Annotated in this window: 17 protein-coding genes; 4 read left to right on the top strand and 13 right to left on the bottom strand. The window is 67.9% G+C overall.

Features of this window, described 5'->3' with window-relative positions:
• Nucleotides 1-152 precede the first annotated feature (152 nt).
• Complete coding sequence (locus AB5J50_RS14700; RefSeq protein WP_369258189.1) at nucleotides 153-758, bottom strand: TetR/AcrR family transcriptional regulator C-terminal domain-containing protein; 606 nt, start codon at nucleotides 756-758, stop codon at nucleotides 153-155.
• Nucleotides 759-926: 168 nt separating this feature from the next.
• Between AB5J50_RS14700 and AB5J50_RS14695 the strand changes: the two genes are divergently transcribed.
• Together AB5J50_RS14695 and AB5J50_RS14690 are read left to right on the top strand one after the other, a co-directional pair.
• Nucleotides 927-2,387 carry an APC family permease gene (locus AB5J50_RS14695; protein ID WP_369258187.1) on the top strand — a complete coding sequence of 487 codons (1,461 nt, stop codon included), beginning with the start codon at nucleotides 927-929 and terminating at the stop codon, nucleotides 2,385-2,387.
• A gap of 17 nt (nucleotides 2,388-2,404) precedes the next feature.
• A complete protein-coding gene (locus AB5J50_RS14690) occupies nucleotides 2,405-3,985 on the top strand; it encodes an amidohydrolase (protein WP_369258185.1) in 1,581 nt (526 codons plus the stop codon).
• A 102-nt stretch (nucleotides 3,986-4,087) separates the two neighbouring features.
• On the opposite strand, the gene AB5J50_RS14685 is transcribed toward AB5J50_RS14690, so the two are convergent.
• The 9 genes from AB5J50_RS14685 to AB5J50_RS14645 form a co-directional block, all read right to left on the bottom strand.
• Nucleotides 4,088-4,948, bottom strand: a complete 861-nt coding sequence (locus tag AB5J50_RS14685; RefSeq protein ID WP_369258183.1) for a phosphatase PAP2 family protein — start codon at nucleotides 4,946-4,948, stop codon at nucleotides 4,088-4,090.
• 110 nt (nucleotides 4,949-5,058) lie between these two features.
• Nucleotides 5,059-6,093 carry a LacI family DNA-binding transcriptional regulator gene (locus AB5J50_RS14680; protein ID WP_327428187.1) on the bottom strand — a complete coding sequence of 345 codons (1,035 nt, stop codon included), beginning with the start codon at nucleotides 6,091-6,093 and terminating at the stop codon, nucleotides 5,059-5,061.
• A 25-nt stretch (nucleotides 6,094-6,118) separates the two neighbouring features.
• Complete coding sequence (locus tag AB5J50_RS14675; protein WP_369258181.1) at nucleotides 6,119-7,768, bottom strand: glycoside hydrolase family 13 protein; 1,650 nt, start codon at nucleotides 7,766-7,768, stop codon at nucleotides 6,119-6,121.
• Nucleotides 7,769-7,846: 78 nt separating this feature from the next.
• Complete coding sequence (locus AB5J50_RS14670; RefSeq protein WP_369258179.1) at nucleotides 7,847-8,767, bottom strand: sugar ABC transporter permease; 921 nt, start codon at nucleotides 8,765-8,767, stop codon at nucleotides 7,847-7,849.
• A 12-nt stretch (nucleotides 8,768-8,779) separates the two neighbouring features.
• The gene (locus AB5J50_RS14665) at nucleotides 8,780-9,778 is read right to left on the bottom strand and encodes a carbohydrate ABC transporter permease (RefSeq protein ID WP_369258177.1); all 999 of its coding nucleotides are present in this window, start codon (nucleotides 9,776-9,778) and stop codon (nucleotides 8,780-8,782) included.
• Nucleotides 9,779-9,955: 177 nt separating this feature from the next.
• A complete protein-coding gene (locus tag AB5J50_RS14660; RefSeq protein ID WP_369258175.1) occupies nucleotides 9,956-11,245 on the bottom strand; it encodes an extracellular solute-binding protein in 1,290 nt (429 codons plus the stop codon).
• 306 nt (nucleotides 11,246-11,551) lie between these two features.
• Complete coding sequence (locus AB5J50_RS14655; RefSeq protein WP_369258173.1) at nucleotides 11,552-12,937, bottom strand: alpha-amylase family protein; 1,386 nt, start codon at nucleotides 12,935-12,937, stop codon at nucleotides 11,552-11,554.
• 267 nt (nucleotides 12,938-13,204) lie between these two features.
• Nucleotides 13,205-14,506 (bottom strand): RNA-guided endonuclease InsQ/TnpB family protein, encoded by a 1,302-nt coding sequence (locus AB5J50_RS14650; RefSeq protein ID WP_369258171.1) that lies wholly within the window; start codon nucleotides 14,504-14,506, stop codon nucleotides 13,205-13,207.
• 163 nt (nucleotides 14,507-14,669) lie between these two features.
• Nucleotides 14,670-16,742: a carbohydrate-binding module family 20 domain-containing protein gene (locus AB5J50_RS14645; protein ID WP_369258169.1), complete on the bottom strand. Its 2,073-nt coding sequence runs from the start codon at nucleotides 16,740-16,742 to the stop codon at nucleotides 14,670-14,672.
• 235 nt (nucleotides 16,743-16,977) lie between these two features.
• On the opposite strand from AB5J50_RS14645, the gene pulA reads away from it, so the two are divergent.
• Entirely contained in the window at nucleotides 16,978-22,392 is a 5,415-nt protein-coding gene (gene pulA / locus AB5J50_RS14640) for a pullulanase-type alpha-1,6-glucosidase (protein ID WP_369258167.1), read from the top strand.
• 105 nt (nucleotides 22,393-22,497) lie between these two features.
• Entirely contained in the window at nucleotides 22,498-22,854 is a 357-nt protein-coding gene (locus tag AB5J50_RS14635) for a 5-carboxymethyl-2-hydroxymuconate Delta-isomerase (RefSeq protein ID WP_369258165.1), read from the top strand.
• Between the two features lie 20 nt (nucleotides 22,855-22,874).
• Here AB5J50_RS14635 and AB5J50_RS14630 read toward each other — a convergent pair whose 3' ends face one another.
• From AB5J50_RS14630 to AB5J50_RS14620, 3 genes are read right to left on the bottom strand one after another with little or no spacing between them, the layout of a single operon-like run.
• Entirely contained in the window at nucleotides 22,875-23,576 is a 702-nt protein-coding gene (locus tag AB5J50_RS14630; protein ID WP_369258163.1) for a TetR/AcrR family transcriptional regulator, read from the bottom strand.
• A 56-nt stretch (nucleotides 23,577-23,632) separates the two neighbouring features.
• A complete protein-coding gene (locus AB5J50_RS14625) occupies nucleotides 23,633-24,682 on the bottom strand; it encodes a 2Fe-2S iron-sulfur cluster-binding protein (protein WP_369258161.1) in 1,050 nt (349 codons plus the stop codon).
• Nucleotides 24,682-25,596, bottom strand: a complete 915-nt coding sequence (locus AB5J50_RS14620) for a metal-dependent hydrolase (RefSeq protein ID WP_327428175.1) — start codon at nucleotides 25,594-25,596, stop codon at nucleotides 24,682-24,684. Before AB5J50_RS14620 ends, AB5J50_RS14625 begins: the two co-directional genes overlap by 1 nt.
• Between the last annotated feature and the right edge of the window lie 37 nt (nucleotides 25,597-25,633).

The raw sequence follows: 25,633 nt of genomic DNA, 5'->3' as shown, positions 1-25,633 counted from the left end.
AGGGGCGCGGGGAACTGCGCGACCAGCCCCCACCGGCCGGCAGACGTCTGTCAGGGGCGCGGGGAACGGCGCAATCTTTTAGGGGGGTCTGGGGGCGCAGCCCCCAGGAACGGGATGGGACGGGTAGGGGCGGCGGGGGCGAGGAAATGCCCTTACGCCGCCTGCAAGGCCCTCGCGTGGGCCAGGAATCCCTCCAGGGCCAGGTCGAACGCCCGGTCCGCACGCCCCGCCCCCACCGCGTCCAGGGCGGCAGCCAGCCGTGGGGTCGTCGTGTCGTCCGGGAGTTCCCACATCGTCTCGGGGGCCGCGAGGTCCAGCGCCGAGCCGAGGACCAGATTCTCCAGGGCGATGATCACCGGCATCACGTCGGGCAGGGCGAACCCGGCGTTCAGGAGGAGGGTGACCGCGCGCTCGTACTGCTCCAGGACGCGGGGCGCTCGTACGGGTGATGTGGTGAGGAGCGGGATCACCTTGGGGTGCGCCGCGAAGGCCGCGCGATAGGAGCGGGCCCAGGCGGCCAGGGCCGTGTCCCAGGGCGTCAGGGAGAGGGTTCCCGTGTCGATCGCCGAGGCGACCCGTTCGCGGAGAAGTTCCACGATGCCGTCCCGGCCGTCCACATGGTGGTACACCGAGCCGGTCTGCACGCCAAGCCGCTTGGCGATCTGCGGCACGCTGAACTCGCCCCGCTCATCGATCAGTTCGAGTGCCGTCGTGGCGATGCGCTCGCGGTCGAGGAGTGGTGTGCGCGGCCGTCCCATGATCTGTGCTCTCCCTGAGGTCTTCCCGGATGCCCAAACGGGAGGTTACATTGCCGAAACCGAAAGCCTTTAGGTTTACGAGTCCGGCAGCCCCCTCGGCGCCGGAATCCCGGGGTGCCCCGCACGCCCCGGACTTCTCCCCGTCCCCGCCAGAAGGGCTTCCCTCGCATGCCCGTCACCACCTCCGAGGAGAGAACGCCGACCCCCGCGGCGACCCTCCGCTCCGGTTCCCTCGGCACCGCCGACATCGCCTTCTTCGTCGTATCGGCCGCCGCTCCGCTGACCGTCATGGCGGGTGTCGCCCCGCTCGCGATCCTGCTCGGCGGGATCGGCGCGCCGGTCGGCTATCTGCTGGCCGGGATCACGCTCGCCGTCTTCGCCGTCGGGTTCACGACCATGAGCCGGCATGTCCGCAGTGGGGGTGCCTTCTACGCGTACATCACCCGTGGGCTCGGGCGGCCCGTCGGTATCGGTGCCGCGCTGCTCGCCCTCATCGGCTACAACGGCATGGAGATCGGCGTCTACGGTCTGCTGGGCAGCGCCAGCAAGGACACCGTGCGGGCCCTCTTCGGGACCGACATTCCCTGGCTCCCGGTGTCTCTGGCCGGGCTGATCGTCATCGGTTACGGCGGCTACCGGTCGATCGACTTCGGTGCCAAGCTGCTGGGCGTCCTGCTCGTCGCCGAGACCGGGATACTCGTACTGCTCGCGGGCGGAGTGCTGGTCAAGGGCGGTGCGCACGGGCTGTCGGGCGCATCCTTCGCCTCCGGCAACGTGTTCGTCCCCGGGACGGCGGTCGTGCTCGCCTTCGCCTTCGCCGCGTTCACCGGGTTCGAGTCCACCGTCATCTACCGGCGGGAGGCGCGGGATCCCGAGCGCACGGTGCCGCGTGCGACGTACCTCGCCGTCGGATTCCTCGGGCTCTTCTACGCGTTCGTCGTCTGGGTGGTCATTCAGGCCTTCGGGGACGCGGAGGTCGTCAAGGCCGCGGCCACCGACCCCGGCGGGCTCTTCTTCTCCGCCATCACGACGTACGTCGGCGGCTGGGCCTCCGACCTGATGCACGTCTTCATCATCACCAGCGTCCTCGCCTCGCTGCTCGCCTTCCACAACGCCATCAACCGGTACGGGCTCGCGCTCGCCGAAGAGGGCGTCCTGCCCCGGGCGTTGGGCCGCATTCACCCGAAGCACCGCTCCCCGTACGTCGCCGGGATCGTCCAGACCGTGCTCGGTGCGGTCGTCGTCCTCGCCTTCTGGGCGGTCGGCGCCGACCCCTACGGGCAGCTGCTGCTGTGGGTCAACACCCCGGGAATGATCGGCCTGTTCGTGCTCCAGCTCCTCGCCGCGATCGCCGTGCCGTGCTACTTCCGGCGGATCCCTCATCAGGAGGGTGCGCTGCGGACCGTTGTCGCGCCCGTCGTCGCGACCGTGCTGCTCGCGACGGCCATAGTGCTGGTGGTGACCCACATCGACCTGTTCACCGGCGCGTCCCCGGCGGTCAACACCGTCCTGATCGTCCTGTCGCCCGCCGTCTTCGTCATCGGCCTCGCCCTCGCCTGGTGGCTGCGCCGCGAACGGCCGCAGGTGTACGAGAACTTCGCGGCCGAGCCCGCCGAAGTCACCGAGTAGCAAAGGAAGTTGCATCGATGCCCACCGCCGAGCTGATCCTCACCGGCGCCAAGGTCCGCACCCTCGACCCCGACCGGCCGCACGCCACCGCGGTCGCCGTACGCGACGGGGTGATCGCCGCGGTCGGTGACGAGACCGACGTACGGGACTGGCGCGGGCCGGGGACCGAGGTCGTGTCCCTGGCGGGCGCGCACCTCGTCCCGGGGCTCGTGGACGCGCACAGTCACCCCGTGTGGGGGCTGGACATGGCCACCGGGGCCGATCTGTCCGGGGTGCGCGATCTGGACGGGTTGCGCGGTGCGCTCCGGGACGCCTCCCGGATCGACGGGTGGGTCATCGGGTTCGGGCTCGACCACAACGTCTTCGGCGGGCGGCCCGTGCACCGGGCCCTCGTCGAGGACGTACTCGGAGGCGCGCCCGCCTTTCTGCGGCTGTACGACGGTCACTCCGCCCTGGTGAGTGAGGCCGCGCTCGCCCTCGCGGGGGTGACCGGGCCGCGGTCCTTCGTCCAGCGGTCCGAAGTCGTCTGCGACGGTGACGGGCGGCCCACCGGGCATCTCGTCGAGCATGCCGCGATGGAACTGGTCGCCGAGGTCATGCCCCGGCCCTCGTACGCGGAGCGGCGGACCCGGCTCGTCGAGCTGCTCTCCGCGATGGCCGCGACCGGGCTGACCGGGGCGCATGTGATGGACCTGGGGGATCCGGAGCTGGTCGGTGCCGTCGCCGAGGAGACCGTGCTGCCGGTACGGCTGCGGTTCGCGCCCTGGTGCATGCCGGGCGCGGACCGGGAGGACCTGGACGAGCTCGTGGCGCTCCAGGGGCGCAGGGGGCGGCACTGGAGGGTCGGCGGGGTCAAGTTCTTCATGGACGGGACCGTGGAGGGCGGCACGGCCTGGCTGGAGCACGCCGACTGCCACGGCCAGGGGACGGAGGCGTTCTGGCCCGACCCCGCGGCGTACACCGCGGCCGTACGGCAGCTGCACGCGGCCGGGGTCCGTACGGCCACGCACGCGATCGGGGACGCGGCCGTGCGGCACGTTCTCGACACGGTGCAGGGGCTGGGGGCGGGGGGTCGGTTCGCTCACCGGATCGAGCACGTGGAGACCGCCCCGGACGGTACGCTGTCGCGTTTCGCCGAGCTCGGGGTCATCGCGTCGATGCAGCCGCCGCACACCGCGTACACGCGGGGCGACCACGGCGACGAGTGGTCGCGGCGGCTGGGGCCCGAGCGGGCGGCTCGCGCCTGGCGTACGCGGGATCTGCGGGACGCCGGGGCGGTGGTCGCGCTCGGCTCGGACTGGCCTATCGCCCACTACGACGTGCGCGGCGTGCTGGCGACGGCGCGGGCACCGCTGGGAGCCGCCTCTGCGAGGGGCGGCCTTACGGGGCTTCAGGCACTGGAGGGCTGCACCACGCACTCGGCGCTGGCCGCGGGGGAGGCCGGCGTGGCCGGGCGCATCGCTCCCGGGTTCCGGGCCGACCTCACGGCCTTCGGCCTGGACCCGGTGGCTGCCCCCGCGGACGAGGTCGCGGAGGCTCCCGTACGCCTCACCGTGACCGGCGGGTACGTCGCGTATCGCGGAACGGTTGATTGCTGAACCGTTGACGGCTGAACGGACGAGAGGGGCCGCACCTGCCCGGTGCGGCCCCTCCTCACGTACGTCGGCAGGCCATTGCTCCGCGAACGGAACGGCCCTCGCTCAGGCCTTCGCCGGCAGCAGCGCTGGCCCGCCCGTCCCCGGTACCCGGCGCGGCAGCGCGTACGGCAGGGACCCGTACCAAACGCGGGCCACCGAGAAGCCGAAGGCCAGGCACAGCATGCCGCCCACCGCGTCCAGCCAGAAGTGGTTGGCCGTGGCGACGATGACGAGCAGGGTGGCCGTCGGGTAGAGCAGGCCGAGGATCCTGGCCCACGGCGCCGACGCCAGGGCGAAGATCGTCAGGCCGCACCACAGGGACCAGCCGATGTGCATGGAGGGCATCGCGGCGTACTGGTTGGACATGTGCTTCAGGTCGCCGGAGGCCATGGAGCCCCAGGTGTGGTGGACCAGGACCGTGTCGACGAAGTCGCCGCCGCGCATCAGGCGGGGCGGCGCGAGCGGGAAGAAGTAGTAGCCGACCAGGGCCACCGCCGTGGTGGCGAAGAGGGTGAGCCGAGTGGCCGCGTAACGGCCGGGATGGCTGCGGTACAGCCACACCAGGACACCCAGGGTCACCACGAAGTGCAGCGTCGCGTAGTAGTAGTTCATCCCGATGATCAGCCATGTCGCCGAGTTCACGGCGTGGTTGACCGACTCCTCGACGGCGATCCCGAGGTGGTGTTCCGCCTGCCAGATCCAGTCCGCGTTGCGCAGAGCCTCGTGCTTCTGCTCCGGCACGGCGTTCCGGATCAGCGAATACGTCCAGTAACTCACCGCGATGAGCAGGATCTCGAACCAGAAGCGGGGGCGACGCGGGGCCCGCAAACGACGCAGGAAGATCTTCCCCGCATTCTCCTCCGCGACGGGCTGTGGAGCTGCCTGCTCCCGGCCTTCCAGTGTCGTCACGGTCGTCTCACCCATAGACACAGAGTCTGCCAGAAAAGCCTTCCCCCACCGATCATCCCTTGGTCGGGTTCTGGTCGCACGTTCTACACCGAGAGGAGTCCAACGGGTGCCGTACCTCCTCCTCCCTAGGGACGATTCCGGTCCCCAGGGGCAGAAGCGGTCGAACCGCGCACCACCAGTTCCGGCATGAACACGAACTCACTGTGCGGAGCGGGCGTCCCGCCGATCTCCTCCAGCAACGTCCGTACCGCCGCCTGCCCCATGGCCGGCACCGGCTTGCGGATCGTCGTGAGCGGTGGGTCGGTGAAGGCGATGAGAGGCGAGTCGTCGAAACCGACGACCGATATGTCCTTCGGGACCTCCAGGCCGCGCTGGCGCGCCGCCCTTATCGCGCCGAGGGCCATCATGTCGCTGGCACAGACGATCGCCGTGCAGTCACGGTCCATGAGCGCGCTCGCCGCGGCCTGACCGCCCTCCAGTGTGTACAGCGAGTGCTGGACCAGTCGCTCCTCGATGTCGGCGGGGGCCAGGCCCAACTGCTCCTGCACCGTGCGGACGAAGCCCTCGATCTTGCGCTGGACCGGCACAAAGCGCTTGGGGCCCAGAGCGAGACCGATGTTGGTGTGCCCGAGCGAGACGAGGTGCGTGACCGCCAGGGCCATCGCCGCGCGGTCGTCCGGCGAGATGAACGGCGCCTGCACCTTGGGCGAGAAGCCGTCCACCAGGACGAACGGGACGCCCTGGGCGCGCAACTGCTCGTAGCGCTGCATGTCCGCGGAGGTGTCGGCGTGCAGACCGGAGACGAAGATGATCCCGGCGACCCCCCGGTCCACCAGCATCTCCGTCAACTCGTCCTCGGTGGAGCCGCCCGGCGTCTGGGTCGCCAGGACCGGCGTATAGCCCTGCCGGGTCAGCGCCTGGCCGATGACCTGCGCGAGCGCCGGGAATATCGGGTTCTCCAGCTCCGGCGTTATCAGGCCCACCAGGCCCTCGCTGCGCTGCCGCAGCCGTACCGGGCGCTCGTAGCCCAGCACATCGAGCGCGGCCAGCACGGACTGGCGGGTGGTCGCGGCGACGCCCGGCTTCCCGTTCAGGACGCGGCTGACAGTCGCCTCGCTGACCCCCGCTTGGGCTGCGATGTCGGCAAGCCGTGTGGTCACAGGATTGGACTGTACCGGTCGCATCTCAGACTGCCCACCAGACCGTTGAATCCGCGGGCAGTTCAGTCGTTTCGGCGCCCGGCTCGACGTTCGCGCTGGCGAGCAGCAGGGTGCCGGGGGTGGGCAGCGGGATGGGGACCGCGGTGAGGTTCACCGTGGCCACGAACGAGCCCTCCTCGGTGTCGCGACGGAAGGCGAGGACGCCCTCCGGGGCCGGCAGCCAGGTGATCTGGCGGCCCGCGCCGAGCGCCGGGTGGTCGCGGCGCACCGCGAGCGCGCTGCGGTAGAACTCCAGCGTCGAGGTGGGGTCGCCCTCCTGCGCCTCGACCGTGAGGTTCTTCCAGGAGGCCGGCTGCGGCAGCCAGCTCGGGCCGCCCTCGACCGGGCCGAAGCCGAACGGCGCGACCTCGCCGGACCACGGCAGCGGCACCCGGCAGCCGTCGCGGGTGCCGTCCTGGCCCGCGCTGCGGAAGAACGCCGGGTCCTGGCGGACCTCGTCGGGCAGATCGACCACCTCGGGCAGGCCGAGCTCCTCGCCCTGGTAGAGATACGCCGAGCCGGGCAGCGCCAGCATGAGCAGGGTCGCCGCCCTGGCCCGGCGCAGACCACGCGCCTCGTCCCCTTCCGCGAGACGCGTGGAATGCCGTACCACGTCATGGTTGGAGAGCACCCAAGTCGCGGGCGCGTGCACGGCGTTCATGGCGCTGAGCGAGCGGTCGATGACCTCGCGCAGGTCCGCCGCGTTCCAACCGGTGGTGAGATAGGTGAAGTTGAAGGCCTGGTGCAGCTCGTCCGGGCGCAGGTACAGGGCGCTGCGCTCGACGGTCGGCGTCCACGCCTCGGCGACGGCGATGCGCTCACCGGTGTACTCCTCGAGGATGCGCCGCCAGCTGCGGTAGATCTCGTGCACGCCGTCCTGGTCGAAGTACGGCACGGCCTCGGTGCCAAGGAGCTTGACCTGCTCGTCGTGGCCGATGTCGGGCAGACCCGCCGCCTTCACCAGGCCGTGCGCCACATCGATGCGGAAGCCGTCGATGCCCAGGTCCAGCCAGAAACGGAGGACGGAGCGGAACTCGTCGTGGACGGCCGGGTGGTCCCAGTTGAAGTCGGGCTGCTCGGGCGCGAACAGGTGGAGGTACCACTCGCCGTCCTCGACCCGCGTCCAGGCCGGGCCACCGAAGATGGACTCCCAGTCGTTGGGCGGCAGTTCACCGTTCGCGCCCTTGCCGCGCCGGAAGTGGAAGCGCTCCCGGATCGTCGAGCCGGGGCCCTCGCGCAGCGCCTGCTTGAACCACTCGTGGTGGTCCGAGCAGTGGTTGGGCACCAGGTCGACGATCACCCGCAGCCCGAGCGCGTGCGCGGCGCGGACCAGGTCGTCGGCGTCCGTGAGATTGCCGAACATCGGGTCGACGGCACGGTAGTCGGCGACGTCGTAGCCCGCGTCCGCCTGTGGGGAGGCGTAGAACGGGGACAGCCACACCGCGTCGACGCCGAGTTCCTTGAGATAGGGAAGCCGGGCCCGGACGCCAGGCAGATCGCCCATGCCGTCGCCGTTGCCGTCCGCGAAACTGCGCGGATAGACCTGGTAGATGACCGCGTCGCGCCACCACTCCCGGCGCCCGGAGGCGGCGGAGGAGGCGTCGGTGGGGAGTGCGTCGGTGACGTGCTGGGTCATGGATTCCCTTAGGGGTGCGGGGGGAACGACGGAGGCGCTTGCGAAGTACGGGGATGCCGACGGGGCTTCAGGCCGCTGTCATGCCTTGGTGCCGCCGGCCGTCAGCCCGGAGACCAGGCTGCGCTGCACCAGCAGGAAGACGAGGGTCGCCGGAATGGTGATGATGATCGCCGTGGCCGAGGTCCACGCCCAGTCGGGGCGCTGGTCCTGCGCGAAGGTGCGGATGCCGACGGCGAGCGTGTAGTGGTCGGACTGCATGAACTGCGTGGCGTACGCGACCTCGCCCCAGGCGGTGAGGAAGCTGTAGAACGCGGTCACGGCGAGACCGGGCCTGGCCAGCGGCACGATCAGCCGCCAGAACGTGCCGAACGGCGTGAGGCCGTCCACGCGGCCCGCCTCGTCGATCTCCTTGGGGATCGTGTCGAAGTACCCCTTCATCATCCAGGCGCAGAACGGCACCGCCGTCGTCGCGTACGCCAGGATCAGGCCGAGGTAGTTGTCCAGCAGATCCAGGTCGGACATAAGGAGATACAGCGGCACAATCAGCACGATACTGGGGAACATCTGAGTGACCAGGAACGTCCACATCAGCTGCCTGCTGCCCGGGAACCTCATCCGGGACACCGCGTAACCGGCGGTTGCCGCAAGGAATACGCCGAGTGCGGTGGTGCCGCCCGCCACGATCACCGTGTTCAGGAACCACTTCGGCAGATCCGAATGACTCAGCACGTCACTGTAGTTGTGGAAGCTGAGGTGCTTCAGGACCTGGCTGGGCTCCTGCCAGGCGTTCTTCGGGCCGAGCGAGATGAAGAGGATCCACACCACCGGGAAGGCCGCGATCACCGTGGCCACGATCAGGGTGCCGTGCAGGGCGATCGAGGAGCCGAGGCTGCGGTGTTCGCGGCCGCGCACCTTGCGTGGGGCGGCGGTGTCCGAGCGGCGGGCGGCCGTTGGGGCGGCCGTGGCGGCGGAGGAGTTCTCGTGGGTTGCTGCGGTCATGGCGATGGCTCCTTACGCCTGCTCGGACTTCAGGGTGTTGCGGCGGTAGAAGGTCGAGAAGGCCAGCAGGAGGGCGAGGATGATGATCCCGTACGTCGCCGCGCCCGCGTAGTCCGAGACACCGGTGAACGCCTTGCGGAAGGCGAAGGTGACAAGGATGTCGGCGTCGCCGCTCGTGTTGTTGCCCAGCAGCAGATAGATGATGTTGAACATGTTGAACGTCCAGATGCAGCCCAGCAGGATGATCGTGTTGGTCACCGGACGCAGGCCCGGCAGTGTGACGTTCACGAAGCGCTGCCAGGGGGAGGCGCCGTCCATCTCGGAGGCCTCGTACAGCTCCTTGGGGATGGACTGGAGTCCGCCGAGGATCGCGACCATGTTGAAGGGGATGCCGACCCAGACGTTCACCATGATCACGGCGACCTTCTGGGCGAGCGGGGTGCCGAGCCAGTCCTGGGCCGGCAGGCCGAACGCCGTGATGATCTCGTTGAAGACGCCGTACTGCGAATTGAGCATCAGCCGCCAGGCGAAGACGCTGATGAACGACGGGACGGCCCAGGGCAGGATCAGCAGCGCGCGGTAGAAGCCGCGCAGGCGCATCTTGCGGTTGAGCAGCACCGCGAGGCCCATGCCGAGGCCGACCATCAGTGACACGCCGACCACGGTCCAGATGATCGTCCACCACAGGCGCGGGTAGAAGTCGCTGTCCGCGCCGGACAGCACGTGCCAGTAGTTGTCCAGGCCGACGAACTTGTATGTGGCCGGGCGGTGGAAGGCGCCGATGGTCGCGGAGACGTTCGACTCGTTGGCGTCGGTCAGGGACTGGTAGAAGCCGTATCCGAGCGGATACAGGACGAGGACGGCCAGGACGATGGCGACCGGGGTCACCATGGCCCAGGCGTACCAGTACTTGTCCCAGGACCGCCTGAGCGCCGAAACGCGTGGGGGGCGCGCGGCGTTCTTGCCGGGCGCTGGCTGATCGGTGTTCTCGGTGCTCGCTGCGGTCGTCATCCTCATCGGCTCTTTCGCGGCGGAAGTCTGGTGGATCCCGGGGGGCCTGACCGGCCCGGTGGATCTGGTGGATCCTGTGGTTCCGCAGCCCCGGGGAGCCCCTTCGGGGCGGCAGCGGGGTGTTCGTTCCCCGGGGCTGCGTGTTCTTCGGTTACCGGTTGGCTACTGAGTGCAGGGTCAGCCGATGGAGTAGCCGGGCAGGAGCTTCTCGAACTCCTTGGCCGTGTTGTCCAGGCCGGCCTTGACCGACGAGCTGCCCTGCAGGATCTTCACGTAGTTCTGCGCGAGCGGCGTGAAGAGCGAGCCGACCTGCGGGAGAGCGACGCGCGGGCGGGCGGTCTGCTCCAGGATCGGCTTGAAGCCGGCGACCTTGGCGTCCGACGTCACCTCGGAGGTGTAGGCCGACTTGCGGGTCGGCAGCGTGCCGGTGGCCTTGGCGATCGTGATCTGGCTCTCGGTCGACGTCATGAACTGCGAGAAGAGGTAGCTGGCGTCCAGGTTCTTGGAGCCCTGGTAGACCGTGAGGTCGTGACCGCCGGTCGGGGCCTGGGCCTTGCCGCCCGCACCGGCCGGGACGGCCGCGTAGCCGAGGTTGTCCTCGTTGCCCTTGAACGCCGTGCCCGACAGGTCGTCGCTGACCGACCAGGGGCCCTGGACCAGCATGGCGACCTTGCCGTTCTTGAAGGCCGTCTGCATGTTCTGGTAGGCGTTCGCGAAGTCGATCTTCATCGACGCCTCGTCCTGGATCTTCTTCGCCGTGGTCAGCGCGGTGACGGCGTTGGCGTCGGAGATGGTGATCTTCTTCGCCGAGGTGTCGGCCATGTCCGCGCCGTTGCTGTAGAGCAGCGGGAGCAGGAAGTAGGAGTCGGGGTTGAGGTAGGTGCCGTACGCCCCGGTCTTCTTCTTGATCGTCTTGGAGTCGGTGATGAACTCGTCCCACGTGGTGGGCGGCGTGTCGATGCCGGCCTTCTTGAGCAGCGCCTTGTTGTAGAGCAGGCCCAGGGTGTCGGTCACGGACGGGACGCCGTACGTCTTGCCGTTGTACTTGGTGGTGTCCATCGGACCCGTGTTGAAGTCCGACGTGTTCGTCAGCGCGGTGGTGCCGTCGAGCGGGGCGATGTAACCGAGCGAGGCGTACTCGGGGATCAGGCCCACGTCGGTGCGGACGACGTCGGGGGCGCCCTTGCCGCTCTTCGCGGCCGACTTGAACTTCTGCTCGACGTCGGCGAACGGGATGCTCTGGTAGTTCACCTTGATCTTGGGGTACTTGGCCTCGAACTTCTTGATGAGAGCCTTGTACGTCGGGGCTTCGGTCGCCGCGTCCGAGGTGTCCCAGTATGTGATCGTCCCGGAGATGTCCTTGGCGGCCTTCGGCTTGCTCGACGAGTTGTCGTCGGAACCACCACAAGCGGTCGCGGACAGCGCGATGACAGTCACCGCGGCGGCGATCGATATGCCACGTCGCATATGAACTCCTAGAAGAGGGTTGCCCGGATCTTCCCTTGGGAGGACCGCGGGTGCCGTCTGTCCCATCGACGGCCGCCGGGCTGGGGCAGAAACTAACAGCGCTGCAAGTCCTTGCGAAAGACGTTGCAAGGAAATTTCCGCAAGATCCTGCAAGCGTGACGTTCCCGTTACCGCCACGTGTCGCAAAGGGAAAGGGCCGTATCGGAAATGTCCGATACGACCCCTCCCTTGTGTCGTCACTCGTGGCCTTCACCTGGGGCCTTCACCTGTGGCCCTGGCTCGCGCCTCCGAGGGGCCGGCTCGGGCTCAGCAGCTGGACTTGCCCGAATAGATCGCCAGCGCCGTGTTCGCCCCGAGGGTCGCCGTGAACTGCCCCGAGCTGTTCACGGTCACACTCGTACTGCTCTGGACATTGCAGTACGTCCCGGCCGCCAGCGACGTCTGGTAGGTCCGGGTCAGCGAGCTCGACTCGTGATTGATGGCCACGAAGCCCTTGCTGCCGCGCCCGAACGCGATGGCGTCGCCACCGTTGTCCCACCAGTTGCCGACCGCCTCACTGCGGGTGGCGTTGCGGAACGCCACCATCGACTTGATCTCCGGCCAGGCGTGCTGACACTTCCAGCCGTCCTGCCAGCAGGCGTTGACGGTGCCGCCGTTGGGCGGACCCGCGTCCGCCTCGGACCACTCGTACCCGGAGTTGATGTCGGGCGCGCCGTACGGGTACGCGAGCATGAAAACGTTGGCGAGGGTGTAGTTCGCCCCGTCCTTGTAGTTCAAGGTCGACCCGTTGCGCTCGGTGTCGTGGTTGTCGACGAAGACACCCGCGACCGAGCTGCTCATGTAGCCCCAGCCCTCGCCGTAGTTCTTCAGATAGGCGAGGTTCTCGTTGTTGAAGACCCGCTTGAGGTCGTACGCGTACCGGAACTCCTGCACGTCACCGTTGCCCGTGTACTCGGTCGGCTGGACCGCCTCACCGGAACCGTAGATGACCTCCTGCTTCCAGTACACCGACGGATTGCTCAGCCGGGACTTGATGTTGGCGAGGTCGGTCGCCGGTATGTGCTTGGCCGCGTCGATCCGGAAGCCGTCCACGCCGTACCCGAGCAGGGTGTTCATGTACCCGGCGATCGTGGACCGCACATACTCCTCACCCGTGTCCAGATCCGCGAGCCCGACGAGCTCGCAGTTCTGCACATTGGTCCGGTTCGTGTAGTCGCTGATCGTCGCCGTGCAGTCGTCCATGTCGTACGAGGAGTACAGACCGGGGTAGTTGTACTTCGTGTACGACGAGCCGCCGGTCCCGGTGCCGGATCCCGCCGACATGTGGTTGATGACGGTGTCGGCGACGACCTTCACACCCGCCGCGTGACACGTGCTGACCATGTTCTGGAACGCGGTGGCATCACCGAGCCGCCCCGCGATCTTGTAACTCACCGGCTGGTACGAGGTCCACCACTGCGACCCCTGTATGTGCTCGGCCGGCGGCGACACCTGGACATACCCATAACCGGCGGGCCCCAGCGTATTGGTGCACTCCTTCGCCACCGAGGCGAACTTCCACTCGAACAGAACCGCGGTGACGTCCTTGCTCCCGGGGGGAGAAGCGGCCGCCGTACCGGGGGGAAGAACCACCGAGACCGCGAGCCCGGCCGCGAGCGCGCACGCCGCAGCAAGCGTTTTCCGTGTTGCCATGTGATGCTCCTGCACTTCGTTGTGCGGGTGGGGGGTTGGGAAAGTATCGCTTGCAACCAAGTTTCAGCAAGATGTCGTAAGACTTTCCAACACCCCTACTGGCAGCGCCTCTTCAGCGACCTCGCGCTCCAGGCGCGGCAACCCCGGACGCAACCCACTCCACCGCGAGCGCGGTTGGGCTCACACCCTCACGGGAATTCAGAAAAAGTCCTTCTTGACATACTTTTGACGACTCTCGCTGCCGTTTGCCGACCGCGATTCCCGCCACTACCCGGAGGCAGTGGCCTGGGCTTCACGCATCCGCCTCCGGCTGTCACCGGGACTCGACGCTGTGACACGTCTGCGCGTGCTGTTGTTGACCGAGCCACCCGTCCGGCGGGCTCGGGCCGGGGGCACTCCCCGGCGGGCGCGGGCATCGATCTCCACCGCGGCATTGTGATCGGCGTCGTCCTCAAACCCGCAGTGCACGCAGGCGAACAGGCGCCCGCAACCCTGCCGAGATTCCGGATCGACCTTCCCACAGGCGGGATTTCCGCACGTATTGGACGTATGGAAAGCAGGAACCGGTCGTAGCTCCGAACCGTAGAGCCTGCACTTGTACTCCAGCTGCCTACGGCGTTCGCCAGGACAGTTGTCCAGGATCGCCCGGTTCAACGCAGCCTTCGTCTTGACTCTCGAACCCGGATTCGCGGCGTTGCCTCGGGCACTCTTGGTCATGTTCATCACGCGCAGGTCCTCGATACCGACATAGCCGTGGTTCTTGGCGAGTTCGGTGGTGAGCTTGTGCGTGAAGTCTCTTCGCCGACAGGCCTGCCTGGCCCTGATCTTCGCGATCTGCTGGATGGTCTCACGAAGACGCTTGCTGTACCGGCCCCCCTGGTGCTTCTTGGCGTACGTAATCTGGCGCGCCTTCTTCTGCTCCAGATGCCTCAACCGACTCTTTTCGGCAGCGGAAAGTGTTGCCGGCATTCGGCGAGGCTCGCCCTCGGTCGACACATAAGCCGAAGCGGCGACGCCGAAGTCCACCCCGCACCCCGGCCTGTCGATCGGCGGAAGAGGCCTGGCTCCCGTAGCCACACCGAAGGACACATGCCAGCCAACCCCACCTTTGCTGATGGTGGCATTACGGACCACACCACCCAGCGCGCGGGAGAGCCGGAACCGGACCCAGCCCATCTTCGGAATCCACACTTCGGCCCAGTGACGGTTCAGCTTGCGGACCTTCACGGCTTGGCCGGGAAATGACAGCTTCAGACCGTGTCCGCGCTTCTTGAACTGTGGATACCCGGCTGGATGCGAGGGGTTGAAGAAGTTGTCGTAGGCCTGGTCGAGGTGGCGCAGCACCTGGTGTCCCGCAGTCGCAGGCAAGTCCGCGAGCCAGTCGATCTCACCCCTCGCCGCCGTGAGATGTACACACTGTGACACCGAATCCAGCGTCACACGGCGTTGCCGATAGACGTGCTGTCGCTGCTCCAATGCCAGATTCCACAGCGCACGCGCCGAATGCCCCCACTCGGTCAGGACTTTCTCCTGCGCGGGAGTGGGGTAGAGGCGGTACTTGCGTCCCATGTCAGCCCTCATACAAGAGGATCAACGACGCTCGCGGCCGAGCGTTACGGTGGAATCCTCGTCGACCATGACGCCACGAGTTCAGACTCGATAACCGGTTGATGCCGACGTCACAGCGGGAGGCTGTGGCGTCGGCATCAGAGCAAAGCCGATTCAGTTGCTGCTACTTCCAGGTGTCACTGGTGGTGTAGCCACTGGAAGTGCCGGTCGTGTACGAGCGGTTGGTCCCGGACTCCCAGATGACGTTCCCGGAGGAATCTTTTTTCAGATACTTGTACTCGAACGTCGTGCTCTGCGGCACGATCGCCAGCTTGCTCCAGGTCGGGTACGACGCCGACGACAGGGGGATCGCGTCGGAGGTGTTCCAGGAGCCGAGGGAGGCTATGGAGCCGACGACGTAGACGTTGGTGCCCCAGGTGGTGGTCGCGTACTCGTTGAAGGTGACGTCGGTCGCGGAGGGACTGGCCACGTTCCAGGAGTTGTTGAGGGAGACCGCCGAACTCGCCGTCGTGGCCGATCTGTTGGCGTTGGACTCCCAGGTCACATTCCCGGATGAGTCCTTCTTGATATATTTGTACGTAAATGTCGTGTTGATCGGTACGCTCACCACGCCCGACCAGATCGGGTACCCGGTGGACGAGAGCGCGATCGCCTTCGACGTGTCCCAGGAGCCGAGTGCGGAGATCGAGCCGACGACGTAGACGTTCGTGCCGCTGGTCGTGGACGCGTACTCGTTGAAGGTGGCGCCGACCGTCGACGTGGAGTTGCCGCCGCCCGTGTCGTCGCAGCCCACCGTGCAGGTGTACGACGCGTTGTAGAAGGCGACCGCGCCCTTCGCCGGGACGGTGATGCTCGCGCTGCCGCCGGAGACGGTGACCGTGCTGGCGCCGCCGTCGATGACGTTGGAGTACGTGCCGTCGGCCATACCCGTGGCGAAGGTGTAAGTGGCCGCGCTGGAGCCGTTGTTGAGGGCGAAGTAGCCCGCGCCGCTGCGGCCGAAGCCGATCACGCTGGAGGACTTGGTGGACCAGTTGGAGACGGCCGCGCTGCCGGTCGCGTTGTGCCAGGCGACCATGCCGACGACGCCGGTGTCGCGGTCGAGGCAGTACCAGGCGCCGCTGGTGCACTCGGTGTCGGTGACGAAGCCGCTGGAGTTCGGCGGGGCCTGGTCGCTGGTGCTGAACTCCCAGCCGGCGTAGATGGTCGGGGTCGACCACTTGTAGGCGAGCTGGAAGAGGTTGGCGAGCTTGTAGCTGTCGCCGTCCTTGTAGCTCATGTGCAGGCCGTTGCGCTCGGTGTCGTGGTTGGTCACGAAGGACACCGAGTTGGCGGCGGGCAGGATGCCGGAGGAGGACAGGGACTCCAGGTCGGAGACGTTGCCCTGGAAGGCCGACTTCATCTTGCTCGCGTAGGTGAAGTCGAGGACGTCACCGGAGGAGTAGTAGTCGGAGGCCGCGGGGGTGGAGCCGGGGTAGATCTCCTGGAAGACGTACGGGTCGGCGCCGGCCGTCGTGTCGTTCAGCTTGGCCTCGATGGCCGCCATGTCGGTCTCGGGAATGTGCTTGGCCGCGTCGACGCGGAAGCCGTCGACGCCGAGCGCGATCTGCTTGTTGAGGAAGGACGCGATGCCCGAGCGGACGCTGTCCTCCTCGGTCTCCAGGTCCGGCAGGCCGAGCAGTTCGCAGTTCTGGACCTCGGAGAGGTTCGAGTAATCGTCGATGATCAGGTCGGAGTCGGAGCAGTCGTCCGACTGGTGGTAGTCGCCCGGGTCCCAGTCCGGGGTGTCGTACTTGTTGGTGATCGTGGTGCCGTTGTAGCCGGTGCCGGTCTGGGCGGCGGTGTGGTTGATGACCGCGTCGGTGTAGACCTTCACGCCGGCCGTGTGGCACGCGCTGACCATGCTCGCGAACTTGGCCGCCGTCCCGAAGCGGCTGTTCAGGTTGTACGAGTACGGCTGGTAGACGTCCCACCAGTAGTAGTTGGACTGCTTGAGGGACTCGGCGGGCGGGGCGACCTGCACCGCGCCGTAGCCGGCCGGGCCGAGCACGTTGGTGCACTCGGAGGCGATGGAGTCCCAGTTCCACTGCCAGAGGTTGGCGATCACGTCACCGGAGGTGGTGGTGTCGGCCTGTGCGGGGGTGGCGGGGAGAGCGATGGCTCCGGCGAGCGCGAGGGCGCCCGCGGCAGTGGCGGTCGCGGCGCGCCGGAGGACACCGGGGGGTCGGCGTCTGGTCATGTGCGGCTCCCAGGAGAGGGGGTTGCGGATTCAACAACTCGTGAGACTGGGGGAGTTGAGAGAGGCACGTCAAGGTCGGCGTTGAAAGTTCTTGCTGTGAATTGCAAGCCTCTTGCTGTAAAGCTTGCGTTAGCGATACGGTCGCGCCGGCGCCCGGCACCGTGGCCGTGCCCGGCGTCGGGCGATGCCAGTGGGGCGATACCAAATGAGCCGTAATCGCTAGGAGTTCACGCCTGTGATACCGAGATGGCCGGCGCCTTTCACGCGCCGATCCGCGCAGCGCAGACGGGTCGCGGCAGTCGCCGTGGCCGCCCTCGCGGCAGCGTTCCTTCAGCCGCTCGCGGCGCGGGCCGACACCCCGCCCGCGCCCCCGTCCGACGCGAAGCTCGCCGCCGAGCCGTCCCGGCACGACGACACCCGCGAGCAGTTCTACTTCGTGATGCCGGACCGTTTCGCCAACGGCGACACGTCCAACGACCAGGGCGGCCTCACCGGCTCACGCCTGTCGACCGGCTACGACCCCACCGACAAGGGCTTCTACCAGGGCGGCGACCTCAAGGGCCTGACCAAGAAGCTCGACTACATCAAGGGCCTCGGCACCACCTCCATCTGGATGGCGCCGATCTTCAAGAACCAGCCCGTGCAGGGCACCGGCAAGGACGCCTCGGCCGGCTACCACGGTTACTGGATCACCGACTTCACCCAGGTCGACCCGCACTTCGGCACCAACAAGGACCTGGAGACGCTGATCTCCAAGGCCCACGCCAAGGGCATGAAGGTCTTCTTCGACGTCATCACCAACCACACGGCCGATGTCGTCGACTACGAGGAGAAGTCCTACGACTACCTCTCCAAGGGTGCCTTCCCGTATCTGACCAAGGACGGCGTGCCCTTCGACGACGCGGACTACGCGGCCGGCACCACCGCGTTCCCTTCCGTGGACGCCGACTCGTTCCCGCGCACGCCGACCGTGACGGCCGCGAAGAAGAACGCCAAGGTCCCGTCGTGGCTCAACGACACGACGATGTACCACAACCGCGGTGACTCCACCTACGCCGGCGAGTCCACCACCTACGGCGACTTCTCCGGGCTCGACGACCTGTGGACCGAGCGTCCCGAGGTCGTCAGTGGCATGGAGAAGATCTACGAGAAGTGGGTCAGGGACTTCGGCATCGACGGCTTCCGGATCGACACCGTGAAGCACGTGAACATGGAGTTCTGGACGCAGTGGGCCACCGCCCTGGACGCGTACGCCGCTCAGCACGGCCGGAAGAACTTCTTCATGTTCGGCGAGGTCTACTCCGCCGACACGTCGATCACTTCGCCGTACGTCACCCAGGGCCGTCTCGACGCCACGCTGGACTTCCCCTTCCAGGACGCGGCCCGCTCGTACGCCTCCCAGGGCGGCAGCGCGCAGAAGCTCGCCTCGGTCTTCGCCGACGACTACAAGTACACGACGGACAAGGCCAACGCGTACGAGCAGGTCACCTTCCTCGGCAACCATGACATGGGCCGTATCGGGTACTTCCTGAACCAGGACAACCCGAAGGCGACCGACGCCCAGCTGCTGAAGAAGGACCAGCTCGCCAACGAGCTGATGTTCCTCAGCCGTGGCAACCCCGTCGTCTACTACGGCGACGAGCAGGGCTTCACCGGTTCGGGCGGTGACAAGGACGCCCGCCAGACGATGTTCGCCTCCAAGGTCGCCGACTATCTCGACGACGACGAGATCGGCACCGACCGCACGCACGCGAGCGACGCCTACGACACGAGTGCACCGCTCTACGAGCAGATCAGTGCTCTCTCCAAGCTCCGCAAGGACAACCCGGCCCTCGCGGACGGCGTCCAGACGGAGCGCTACGCGGCGGACGGTGCGGGCGTGTACGCCTTCTCCCGTACTGACGCGAAGACCGGCGTCGAGTACGTCGTCGCGGTGAACAACGCCGACGAGGCGAAGACGGCGACGTTCGCGACCGGTTCGGGGGACATGACGTTCCGGGGCATCTACGGGACTTCGTCCACCGTGAAGAGTGACGCCGACAAGAAGGTCACGGTCACCGTCCCGGCCGGTTCGTCGATCGTCTTCAAGGCCGCGGGCAAGCTCGGTACCCCCGCCGCGAAGCCGTCGCTGACCCTCAAGGCTCCAGCCGAGGGCGCCACCGGCACCGTCGAACTGAGCGCCGATGTCGAGGGCGGTCAGCTCAACCGCGTCGTCTTCGCCGCCCAGGTCGGCAATGGCAAGTGGCAGACGCTCGGCTCCGCCGACCACGCCCCGTACAAGGTCACCCAGGCGATCGGCGCAGACGTGCCGGCCGGAACCACCTTGCGCTACAAGGCTGTTGTGATCGATTCGGCCGGTCGTACGTCGAGCGCGACGGCCACCTCGGCCACCGGCACCCCGCCCGTCGCGGAGGTCCCGACGGCCTCCTCGCGCGACTACGCGATCGTCCACTACAAGCGCACCGACGGCGACTACACCGACTGGCGGCTGTACGCCTGGGGCGACCTCGCCGACGGTGAGTCGACGACCTGGCCCGCGGGCCACGACTTCATCGGCCGCGACGCCTACGGGGCCTTCGCCTACGTGAAGTTGAAGGCGGGCGCCTCCAGCGTGGGCTTCCTCGTCATCGACAAGGACGGCAACAAGGACGTCTCCGCCGACCGCACGATCGACGTCACCAAGACGGGCGAGGTCTGGGTCGAGCAGGGCAAGGAGGCCGTCCTCACCGAGAAGCCGACGGCCGACTACCCGGCGCAGGACAAGACCAAGGCGGTCATCCACTACCACCGCGCCGACGGCGACTACACCGGCTGGGGGCTGCACGTGTGGACGGGCGCCGCGACGCCCACGGACTGGTCGAAGCCCCTGGAGCCGGTGAAGACTGACGCCTATGGCGCTGTCTTCGAGGTGCCGCTCGCCGAGGGTGCCACCAGCCTCAGTTACATCATCCACAAGGGCGACGACAAGGACCTTTCCGCCGACCAGTCGCTGGACCTCTCGGCCAACGGCTACGAGGTGTGGCTGGTGAACGGCCAGGAGAAGTACCTGCTCCCGCAGCCCGCCGGCAGCGCGGCCGCGCTCGACCTGACCACCTCCAAGGCGGTCTGGATCGACAAGGACACGGTCGCCTGGAACGGCTCCGACGCGGCGGTGTCCACCCAGCTGCTGTACTCGGGCGACGGCTCGATCGCGGTGAAGGACGGGACGCTGACCAGCGACGACGAGCGCTGGCTCCGGCTCACCAAGACCGCCCTCACCGATGCCCAGAAGGCCAAGTTCCCGCACCTGAAGGACTACACGGCCTGGTCCGTCGACCCGCGTGACCGGGACCGGGTGAAGGAGGCCCTGAACGGTCAGATCGTCGCCTCGCAACGGGCCGCCAACGGTGCGGTACTGGCGGCGACGGGCGTCCAGATCGCCGGCGTACTCGACGATCTGTACGACGCGACGAAGGCGGACCTGGGGCCGACCTTCCGCAACGGCCGTCCCACGCTCGCCGTGTGGGCGCCGACCGCGCAGAGCGTCTCCCTGGACCTGGACGGCTCCACGGTCGCCATGAAGCGGAACGACACCACCGGCGTCTGGTCCGTCACCGGCGACAAGTCCTGGACGGGCAAGCCGTACCGGTATGTGGTGAAGGTGTGGGCGCCGACCGTCCAGAAGGTCGTCACCAACAAGGTCACCGACCCGTACTCGGTGGCCCTGACCGCCGACTCGGAGCGCAGTCTGGTCGTCGACCTGGACGCCAAGTCCCTTGCCCCGAGCGGCTGGTCGTCCCTGAAGAAGCCGAAGGCGGTGGCGCTGAAGGACGCCCAGATCCAGGAGCTGCACATCCGGGACTTCTCGGTGGAGGACAAGACGGCCAAGGCGGCCGACCGGGGCACGTACCTCGCCTTCACCGACAAGGACAGCGACGGCTCGAAGCACCTGAAGGCGCTGGCCAAGTCCGGTACCTCGTATGTGCATCTGCTGCCCGCGTTCGACATCGCGACGATCCCCGAGAAGAAGGCCGACCAGGCGACCACCGACTGCGACCTCGCCTCCTACGCGGCCGATTCCGGGAAGCAGCAGGAGTGCGTGGCGAAGATCGCCGCGAAGGACGCGTACAACTGGGGCTACGACCCGTACCACTACACGGTGCCGGAAGGCTCGTACGCGACCGACCCGGACGGCACCGGGCGCACGGTCGAGTTCCGCAAGATGGTCAAGTCGCTGAACGAGGACGGCCTCAGGGTCGTCATGGACGTGGTCTACAACCACACCGCCGCCAGCGGGCAGGCCGAAACGAGCGTGCTGGACAAGGTCGTCCCCGGCTACTACCAGCGGCTTCTCGCCGACGGCTCGGTGGCCACCTCCACGTGCTGTGCGAACACGGCGACCGAGAACGCCATGATGGGCAAGCTGGTGGTGGACTCGATCGTCACCTGGGCCAAGGAGTACAAGGTCGACGGCTTCCGCTTCGACCTCATGGGCCACCACCCCAAGGCGAACATACTGGCCGTACGCAAGGCTCTCGACGCGCTCACCCTGGAGAAGGACGGCGTCGACGGCAAGAAGATCATCCTGTACGGCGAGGGCTGGAACTTCGGTGAGGTCGCCGACGACGCCCGCTTTGTGCAGGCCACTCAGAAGAACATGGCGGGGACGGGCATCGCGACCTTCTCCGACCGCGCCCGTGACGCCGTACGCGGCGGCAGCCCCTTCGACTCCGACCCCGGCATCCAGGGCTTCGCGTCCGGTCTCTACACCGACCCCAACTCCTCGACGGCGAACGGAACTTCGGCTGAGCAGAAGGCCCGTCTGCTGCACTACCAGGACCTCATCAAGGTCGGTCTGACCGGCAACCTCGCGAAGTACCACTTCACCGACAGCGACGGCAAGGAGGTCAAGGGCTCCGAGGTCGACTACAACGGCCAGAGCGCCGGATACGCGGACGCGCCGGGTGACGCCCTCGCGTACGCCGACGCGCATGACAACGAGTCGCTGTACGACGCGCTCACCTACAAGCTGCCCGCGGCGACCAGCGCGGGCGACCGGGCCCGTATGCAGGTCCTGGCCATGGCGACGGCGACCCTCTCGCAGGGACCGTCACTCTCCCAGGCCGGCTCGGACCTGCTGCGTTCCAAGTCGCTCGACCGCAACTCGTACGACAGCGGCGACTGGTTCAACGCCATCCACTGGAACTGCCAGGACGGCAACGGCTTCGGGCGCGGACTGCCGATGGCGGCCGACAATGCCTCCAAGTGGCCCTACGCCACACCGCTGTTGACGTCCGTCAAGGTGGGCTGCGACCAGATCGAGGGTGCCTCGGGCGCGTACCAGGACCTGCAGAGGATCCGTACGACCGAGAACGTCTTCTCGCTCTCGACGGCCGACCAGGTGCAGTCGAAGCTCTCCTTCCCGCTGTCCGGGACGGACGAGACGCCCGGGGTGATCACGATGGAGCTCGGCGATCTCGTCGTCGTCTTCAACGCGACGCCCGACAAGCAGGAGCAGACGGTCGGCGCCCTGGCCGGGACGGCGTACGCGCTGCATCCGGTGCAGGCGTCGGGCGCGGACTCCGTCGTCAAGACCTCGTCCTACGAGGCGGGCTCGGGCACGTTCACCGTTCCGGGCCGCACGGTGGCGGTGTTCTCCCGGACCTCGTGACGGCGCAGTGGCTCGGCGGGGGCGGATCGGGGCGACCCGGTCCGCCCCCCGCGTCGCTGGTGCCGCGGTTTAGGGTGATCGGAGACACCTAGTACAGGAGTGCCCATGCCGCAGATCACCATCGAACGCTCCCCGGGGCTCGATCACGTCAACTGGAGCGCGTTCGCACTCGCGCTGCACCCGGTGGTCGTCGAGGTAGCGGCCGCGCGGCTCGAAGCGTGCAAGACGCGGGTCCTGCGGACCGAGGACGAAGTGGTGGGAGGGGACGCGGACGGGCCGGCGATCGTCAACGTCACGCTCGCCCTGCTCGCCGGCCGGTCCGACGAGACCAAGGCCAAGCTCACCGAAGCCGTACTGGAGCTGCTGCGCAAGCACATCGAGCCCACCGACGGGGTCTCGACGGTGCACGCGTCCGCCGAGGTGCGCGATCTGGACCCGTCGTACCGGAAGTACGAGGAGTAGGGGACTAACCCCACAAGGGCTTACGACGCCGGTGGCGAGGCCAGGGCGATCAGCCGGACGGCGAGGTCGCTGAACGGCCCGTCGCCCGGCTCGCCCTGGAGCGCCGTGCGCAGCAGCTCGCTCATCTCCTCGTCGTACGCGGCACTGACGGCGGCCAGCGCCGCGAAGTCGTGCACGAGCTGCGCCTCCAGCTCGCCCCGCGGAATCCGCCGGCCCTCCAGCCAGATCAGCGCCGTCGACTCGACGAGCGAGATCCACGAGCGGATCACCAGCTCCAGCCGGGCGGGCGGATTCTCGATCTTCATATGCGACAGCATCTGGATGTACGCGGCCTGCCGTACCGCGTCGACGAGCGCGTTCGTCTTCGAGGAGCCGACCGCCGGCCCGCCGCGCATCAACGCCGAGAAACCGGGACCGTGGTCGTCCACGAAGTCGAAGAACCGGCGCATGACCTGGAGGAGCCGTGAGCCCAGCGAGCCCTCCTCGGGCACGACGAACCGTCCCGCGAGATCGTCCGACGCGCGCTGCAACGCCGCCTCGTACAGGCTGAGTTTGCCGGGAAAGTAGTGATAGACCAACGGCCGCGAGATGCCCGCGGCCGAAGCTATCTCGTCGATGGAGACCTCGTCGGGCGAGCGTCGGCTGAACAGTTCGAGGGCGACGCCGATCAACTGCTGCCGTCGCTCCTCGACACCCATCCTGCGGCGTACCCCGGTTGTCATGCGAACACCTTACCGATCGGATCCGGCCCGGAACGGGCCGGTCCGCCCGCGGTCGTTCACATGTCCAACACGACTCTCCCACCGCGCGTCCGCGATACACAGATCAGCATCGAGTCACCACGCTCCGTGTCCGTCAGCAGTTCGTCCCGGTGCTCGATCTCCCCTTCCAGCACCCGCTGTTGGCAGGTTCCGCAGAACCCCTGCTCGCAGGAGTACAGGGTGTCGGGCAGTTCCGCGCGCACGGCGGCGAGGACGGTGGAGTCGGCGGCGACGGTCACCGTACGTGCGCTGCGGCGCAGTTCGACCTCGAAGGAGCCGTTGCCCTCGCTCGACGTATGCGCGGCGAATCGCTCCAGGTGGAGCGTGGCCCCGTCCGGCACGCGGGCCTCGACCGCCTCCATCAGGCCCTCCGGACCGCAGCAGTAGACCGCCGTGCCCTCCGGAAGGTCCGCCAGCAGTGCGTCGAGGTCCGGCCGCCCGTCCTCGTCCTCGGCGACGACGGTGACATGGCCGCCGCGCAGCTTCTCGATCTCCTCCAGGAACGGCATCGAGGCGCGCGTCCGTCCGCCGTACAGCAGCCGCCAGTCGGCGCGGTCCTGGACCGCCCGCAGCATCGGCAGGACCGGGGTGATCCCGATGCCGCCCACGACGAAGACGTACGCGGGTGCCGGCGCGAGGGCGAACCGGTTGCGCGGCCCGCGCACCTCGACCTCCATGCCCTCCCGGAGCCGCTCGTGCACCTCGCGCGACCCGCCCCGCCCGTCCTCGACCAGCCGTGTCGCGACGGTGTACGACGAGGTGTCCTCCGGGTCCCCGCAGAGCGAGTACTGCCGTACGAGCCCCGACGGCAGCACGAGATCGAGGTGGGCGCCGGGCTCCCAGCGCGGCAACTCGCCTCCCTCGAGGCGCAGTTGTACGACACCGTCGGCGACCCGCTCATGCCGGGCGACCCGCAGCCGCAGCGCCCGGGAGCGCGGCCGGCCGGAGACCGGCTCCTCCAGGGCGGGCAGCGGCCACAGCGGTGAGGCCTCGATGCGGCGGCGCATCGCACGCTTGACGAGCAGGGCCGCACCGGCGACGGCGACGACGGTCCGCAGCCGGGGCATCACACGGCCCCCTTCTCCGCGGCGGAAGCCGCCGTCGCGGCGGGGGAGGAGGCGAGATAGGCGACGGCCTGCTCGGTGGAGCCCTCCTGGGAGGGGTGATAGCTGCGGCTGAGATAGCGGGGGATGGACTTGAGCATGTCCGGCGTCGACGGCAGCACGCCCCGCTTCCCGCTCACATAGAAGTCCTTGAAGCTCGCCCTGCCCGCCGCGAGGGTCGGATCGTTCTCCATGAAGAACCGTGCCCCGCGCTGCCACAGGAAGACGAGCGCGGTGAACGCGGTCGCCCAGGTCCGCGCGCGCCGCCGGTAGCTCCCGTCGACATGCATGAACAGCTCGAACGCCACGGACCGGTGCTCGACCTCCTCAGCGCCGTGCCAGCGCAGCAGGTCCAGCATCGTCGGATCGGCGCCACGCCGGTCCAACTCCTGTGCGTTCAGTACCCAGTTGCCGAGGAAGGCGGTGTAGTGCTCGATCGCCGCGATGATCGCGACCCGCTCCATCAGCCACCACTTGCGGGCCTTGCCCGGCGGCAGCGTGCGGTCGCCGAGCAGCTTCTCGAAGAGCCAGTCGACCTGGGCGGTGTACGGCGTCGGGTCGAGCCCCAGCTCCTTGAGATGCGGCAGCACCTCGTCGTGCGCCTGCGAGTGCATCGCCTCCTGCCCGATGAACCCGATGACGTCCTCGCGCAGCCGGTCGTCCCGGATGTGGGGCAGCACCTGCTTGTACACATGCACGAACCAACGCTCACCGGCCGGCAGCAGCAGATGCAGCACATTGATGGTGTGCGTGGCGAACGGATCGCCGGGCACCCAGTGCAGCGGTGTGTCCTCCCAGGAGAACGACACCTTCCGCGCCTTGAGCGGTATCCGCTCGCTTTCGACGGGCCGGGGCAGCCGGGCCTGCTTGTTAGACATGCCGTCAATGTACTGACGGGTAAGTCCCTGGGGAACC

Source organism: Streptomyces sp. R35 (genome assembly GCF_041053035.1).
Classification (GTDB): Bacteria; Actinomycetota; Actinomycetes; order Streptomycetales; family Streptomycetaceae; genus Streptomyces; species Streptomyces lutosisoli.
This window is presented reverse-complemented; position numbering and strand designations above follow the sequence as displayed.

Coding starts and splice junctions, on each gene's coding strand:
- AB5J50_RS14700 (WP_369258189.1), bottom strand. CDS start 758: ATGGGACGGCCGCGCACACCACTCCTCGACCGCGAGCGCATCGCCACG.
- AB5J50_RS14695 (WP_369258187.1), top strand. CDS start 927: ATGCCCGTCACCACCTCCGAGGAGAGAACGCCGACCCCCGCGGCGACC.
- AB5J50_RS14690 (WP_369258185.1), top strand. CDS start 2,405: ATGCCCACCGCCGAGCTGATCCTCACCGGCGCCAAGGTCCGCACCCTC.
- AB5J50_RS14685 (WP_369258183.1), bottom strand. CDS start 4,948: ATGGGTGAGACGACCGTGACGACACTGGAAGGCCGGGAGCAGGCAGCT.
- AB5J50_RS14675 (WP_369258181.1), bottom strand. CDS start 7,768: ATGACCCAGCACGTCACCGACGCACTCCCCACCGACGCCTCCTCCGCC.
- AB5J50_RS14670 (WP_369258179.1), bottom strand. CDS start 8,767: ATGACCGCAGCAACCCACGAGAACTCCTCCGCCGCCACGGCCGCCCCA.
- AB5J50_RS14665 (WP_369258177.1), bottom strand. CDS start 9,778: ATGACGACCGCAGCGAGCACCGAGAACACCGATCAGCCAGCGCCCGGC.
- AB5J50_RS14660 (WP_369258175.1), bottom strand. CDS start 11,245: ATGCGACGTGGCATATCGATCGCCGCCGCGGTGACTGTCATCGCGCTG.
- AB5J50_RS14655 (WP_369258173.1), bottom strand. CDS start 12,937: ATGGCAACACGGAAAACGCTTGCTGCGGCGTGCGCGCTCGCGGCCGGG.
- AB5J50_RS14650 (WP_369258171.1), bottom strand. CDS start 14,506: ATGGGACGCAAGTACCGCCTCTACCCCACTCCCGCGCAGGAGAAAGTC.
- AB5J50_RS14645 (WP_369258169.1), bottom strand. CDS start 16,742: ATGACCAGACGCCGACCCCCCGGTGTCCTCCGGCGCGCCGCGACCGCC.
- AB5J50_RS14635 (WP_369258165.1), top strand. CDS start 22,498: ATGCCGCAGATCACCATCGAACGCTCCCCGGGGCTCGATCACGTCAAC.
- AB5J50_RS14630 (WP_369258163.1), bottom strand. CDS start 23,576: ATGACAACCGGGGTACGCCGCAGGATGGGTGTCGAGGAGCGACGGCAG.
- AB5J50_RS14625 (WP_369258161.1), bottom strand. CDS start 24,682: ATGCCCCGGCTGCGGACCGTCGTCGCCGTCGCCGGTGCGGCCCTGCTC.
- AB5J50_RS14620 (WP_327428175.1), bottom strand. CDS start 25,596: ATGTCTAACAAGCAGGCCCGGCTGCCCCGGCCCGTCGAAAGCGAGCGG.